The organism is Deltaproteobacteria bacterium, assembly GCA_016219225.1.
Lineage (GTDB): Bacteria > Desulfobacterota > RBG-13-43-22 > RBG-13-43-22 > RBG-13-43-22 > RBG-13-43-22.
Map to the genome: position 1 here is coordinate 1 of JACRBX010000065.1, position 4,218 is coordinate 4,218.

A 4,218-nucleotide genomic window follows, 5' to 3' on the forward strand; every position below is an offset into this window, starting at 1 on the left:
GGATTGTCGCTGACCTTCGGTGCCATGCACATCATTAATTTCGCCCACGGCATGGTCTATGCCCTGGGGGTGTACCTGTTTATTTCCCTGTGGTCGGCCTTGAATCTTTTCGTGCCGGGTATGGTGCTGGCCATATTGGCCATGGCCCCCGTAGCCTGGATGATCGAACGCTTCATCATCCGCCGTCTCTACGGTGCCAGCCTGGATTATGCCATGATCGCCACCTATGCCCTTCTTTTGATCGGCACGGATCTGATCAAGCTGGTCTGGGGAGGGACCCCCTATCCGGTCAGTGATCCCATCGGAATTACCCTGAATTTCTTCCAAATGACCATACCCCTATATCGCCTGGTCATCGTGGGAACGGCAATTGTTCTGTTCCTGGGACTCCGGATGTTTTTCGCCCGGTCCATTGTGGGCCGAATCGTTGTGGCTGCCCTGGAGGACCCCGAGGGCGTGCGCTGTCTGGGACTGGATATTTACCATTACTTTTCCATCGTCTTCGTGTTAGGGAGTTGCCTGGCCGTGCTGGGCGGGGTGCTCTATGCTCCGGTGTCCACTGCCGAGCCCTATATGGGTTTTCGCATCCTTCTGTTGGCCTTTTCTGTGGTCATCGTGGGGGGCATGGGCAATTTTACCGGTACCTTCTTAGCCGCTTTCATTCTCGGGCTGGTTATTGCCATCACCGGCCGTTACTACTCGGCGGCGGCGGAGGCCATGGTCTTCGTGGTCATGGCCCTGGTCCTTCTGAAAGAAACGATTTTCCATGCTATGCGAAAAATGCTCCGGATGAGGACGCTTTGAAGAACAGCGCTGTTACAAAGAATGAATGCTGTCGGGTGAAAGCGCGGAAGGATGTGAGGGAAAAGGATGATCAAAGAAGTCGGGCATATCGGAATTGCCGTTCAGGATATTGAGAGTACTCTGGATGCATTTTGTCGGGCCATGGGCTTGACCAAACCAGTGATAAGGGATTTCCCCGATCGGAAGATGAGAATGGCCCTGATCAGCCTGGGGCGGATCAGCCTTGAACTGTTAGAGGATAACAGTCAAGACGGTATGCTGGCCAGGCTCGTCCGGGAGCGGGGAAGCCATATCCATCATTTTTGTTTGACAAGCGATGATCTTGAAACCGATATTTCGGAATTAAAGGAAAAAGGGGTAAAGATGGCAAATGAGAGTCCTTCCATCGGCTTGCGAGGGAAACGGGTCCTCTTTGCGATGGAAGGCATCCTGGACGACATCCCGATCGAGCTCTCTGAGCTTTAGTTCGAAAATAGAGTTACGGGTTACGGGTTCAAACCCAACCTTACTTCGACATTCATTATTCAATATTCGCATTTTCATGCTTGTCGGTGTCCAATGGGGCATGAGGGTTTAATACGAAAATAAAGTTCGGAGTAAACCATTTTCATGATTTGTTGTGCCCCACTACGGGGCATGAAGGGGTTAGAGGGAAATGATGAGGAGGAATACGATGATCAAGGGGATCTGGCACAAGGTTTTAAAAGTGGATCTGTCAAAAAAGGAATGCCACCTGGAAGAAGTACCGGATGGGATTTACCGTTATTTCATGGGCGGCAGCGGGCTTATCGCCAATTACCTGTGGAAGGAGTGTCCGGCCGGTACGGGCCCCTTTGATCCACAGAACCGGTTGGTCATGGCCGGGGGGCCAATGACCGGAGTCAAACAAAGCGGTGCCGCCAAATGGTCGGCCGGGGCCATCGGTCCGGCCATGAAGATGAACGTGGAATCCGCGGCCACCGGTTCCTGGGGTATAGAGATGAAGGCCTGCGGAGTCGATGCCCTGGTAATCTCCGGCCGGGCCGAGAGGCCGGTTTACCTGAAGGTGACCGACCAGGGGGCCGAAATCAAGGAGGTCGGGTCCCTCTGGGGAAAGAACGCTTATGAAACCGAGGATCTCATCCGGGAATGGGAAGGTGAGAAGTTCGAAGTGGCCAGCACCGGTTTGGCCGGGGAAAGGCTGGCACGCTTCGCCAATGTCCAAACGGCCAAGAAATCCTTTTTGGGCCGCTGCGGTTTAGGGGCGGTCATGGGCTCCAAGAACCTCAAGGCCGTGGCCGTCCATGGGACCCAAAGCTGTCCAACGGCAGAACCGCAAAAACTGATGGAGTTGAATAAAGCCCTCCACAAGCGCATGCTGGATCAGCAGGCCCTCAAGCCGCCGGAATTTCAAATCTCCTGGTTGGGTACCGCCATGGCCACCGCCCTTTTTGCACCCCAGGGAAACCTGCCGGTAAAAAATTACTCTCAGGCGGACTTTCCGGAGGGGGTGGCCAACTTAGGGGGCCGGCCCTATGTGGAAAAACTCAATGCCAGGCCCTGGCCCTGCCGGTATTGCGTGATCCAGTGCCATAATAAGTGCGAAGTGAAGGAAGGACCATTCGCCTATAAAGGCAAAGGGCCGGAATACGAGTCCTATGCCATGATGGGCTTTAATCTGCTGATCTCCGACCAGGAGGCGGTGGCTTATGCGGGAGAATTGGCTAATAGCTACTCCCTGGATACCATCAGCCTGGGGGGGGTGTTGGCCTGGGCCATGGAATCTTATGAGAAGGGGGTGCTCTCAAAGAAAGACACCTATGGTATTGATCTGACCTGGGGGAACGCCGAAGCCATGGTGGAAATGGTCAAGAAGGTCGGCGAGCGCACCGAAGGGCTAGGCTGGTGGTTAGGGGAGGGCAGCCAGGCCGCTGCCGCTCATTACGGCCAGGGGTCCGAGAACTGGGCTGTAGCCATGAAAGGGCAGGAGATAGCGGCCCACAACTGGCGCGCCCAGTACATCAGCGCCCTCAATTACTGCACCGGTGTGGCTGCCGGTCCCAATCATGAGCGCGGCAACAGCCAGCACATCTGGGTCGGTCACATCATGCTGCCGGAGTGGGGGATTGATCATGTCGAGAACGAAGAGCGCTGGTCCTGGGAAAGGGCTGCCGAGCGTAATGCGAAATTTCACGACTACTGTAATGTGATCAATTCGGCCGTGCACTGCAAATTTCAGGAGTTTGCCTCCTACAACCTTACGGATTTGCTGGATACGATTAACGCCATCACCGGGCTCGACTGGACCCAGGAAGACCTGCGTCAATGCGGGGAGCGCATCACCACCCTCCAGAAGATTCTCAATATCCGTTACGGCTGGAAAAAGGAGGACGATTTCCGGTACCCTAAACGTTTTATGGAAGCGGTGCATGAAGGTCCGGCCGCCGGTAAAATACCCGAAGGGCTGGATCAGGCTATTTTAGACTACTATACCCATCGTCAATGGGACAGCGACGGCAAACCAACCGCCGAGTTGCTGGATCGCCTGGGGATGAAAGAATATGGGGAATAAAATGACAGCAGATTAACTCCTCATGCCCTCAGGGGACACAAAAAGAGAATTTCGAATATCGAATATCGAATGTCGAAGTTATTTTCGAATTAAGCGTTCACGCCAATTTGGGCACCGACGAAGCATGAAAATGGTTTACTCCGAACTCCGAACTCTTAACTCCGAACTTGGTTTTCCCGAACCTTGAAACTTGCATCTTGCATCTTGAAACTATATTTTCGATCTAAAAGGAGGCCCTGATGGCCAATAAAAAATTAATGATCCATGATTTCTACCAGATGAGAGCCGCCGGTAAAAAGATTTGCTGGCTGACTTCCTATGACTACCCCACGGCCCAATTTGCTGAAACGGCCGGGATGGATATGATCCTGGTGGGCGATTCCCTGGGCATGTGCGTCTATGGCTATACCAGTACCATACCGGTAACGATGGAGCAATGCCTCGTTCACTGTGAAGCCGTGCGCCGCGGCGCCCCCAACACTTTTATCGTGGGGGATATGCCCTTTCTCAGTTATCAGACTTCCACCCGGGATGCCGTTATCAATGCCGGCCGGTTCCTGAAGGAGGCCGGGATGGATGCCATCAAACTGGAAGGGGGCCTGCGGGTAACCAGGCAGATTGAGGCCATTACCGATGCCGGCATTTTGGTTATCGGCCATATCGGACTGACCCCCCAGAGTTCGGGTCAATTAGGCGGCCACAAGGCTCAGGGCCGGACCGCCGAAAGTGCCAAGATGGTGGTGGAAGATGCCCTGGCGGTGGAAAAGGCCGGGGCCAAGATGCTTTTAGTGGAGGCCGTACCCCCGGAAGTGACCGCCCATATTAGCCGAAAATTGACCATGCCGGTGCTTTCTATCGGTGCC

At 54.2% G+C, this 4,218-nt stretch carries 4 protein-coding genes; all 4 read left to right on the top strand.

Annotated elements, in window-relative coordinates; genetic code table 11:
• A partial coding sequence (locus HY879_05530) for a branched-chain amino acid ABC transporter permease (GenBank protein ID MBI5602798.1) occupies positions 1 to 804 on the top strand: 804 nt, incomplete at its 5' end.
• Positions 805 to 870: 66 nt separating this feature from the next.
• Positions 871 to 1,269 carry a VOC family protein gene (locus HY879_05535; GenBank protein ID MBI5602799.1) on the top strand — a complete coding sequence of 133 codons (399 nt, stop codon included), beginning with the start codon at positions 871 to 873 and terminating at the stop codon, positions 1,267 to 1,269.
• 208 nt (positions 1,270 to 1,477) lie between these two features.
• Positions 1,478 to 3,355 carry an aldehyde ferredoxin oxidoreductase family protein gene (locus tag HY879_05540; GenBank protein MBI5602800.1) on the top strand — a complete coding sequence of 626 codons (1,878 nt, stop codon included), beginning with the start codon at positions 1,478 to 1,480 and terminating at the stop codon, positions 3,353 to 3,355.
• A 239-nt stretch (positions 3,356 to 3,594) separates the two neighbouring features.
• On the top strand, positions 3,595 to 4,218 hold a 624-nt coding region (gene panB / locus HY879_05545; protein MBI5602801.1), incomplete at its 3' end, for a 3-methyl-2-oxobutanoate hydroxymethyltransferase.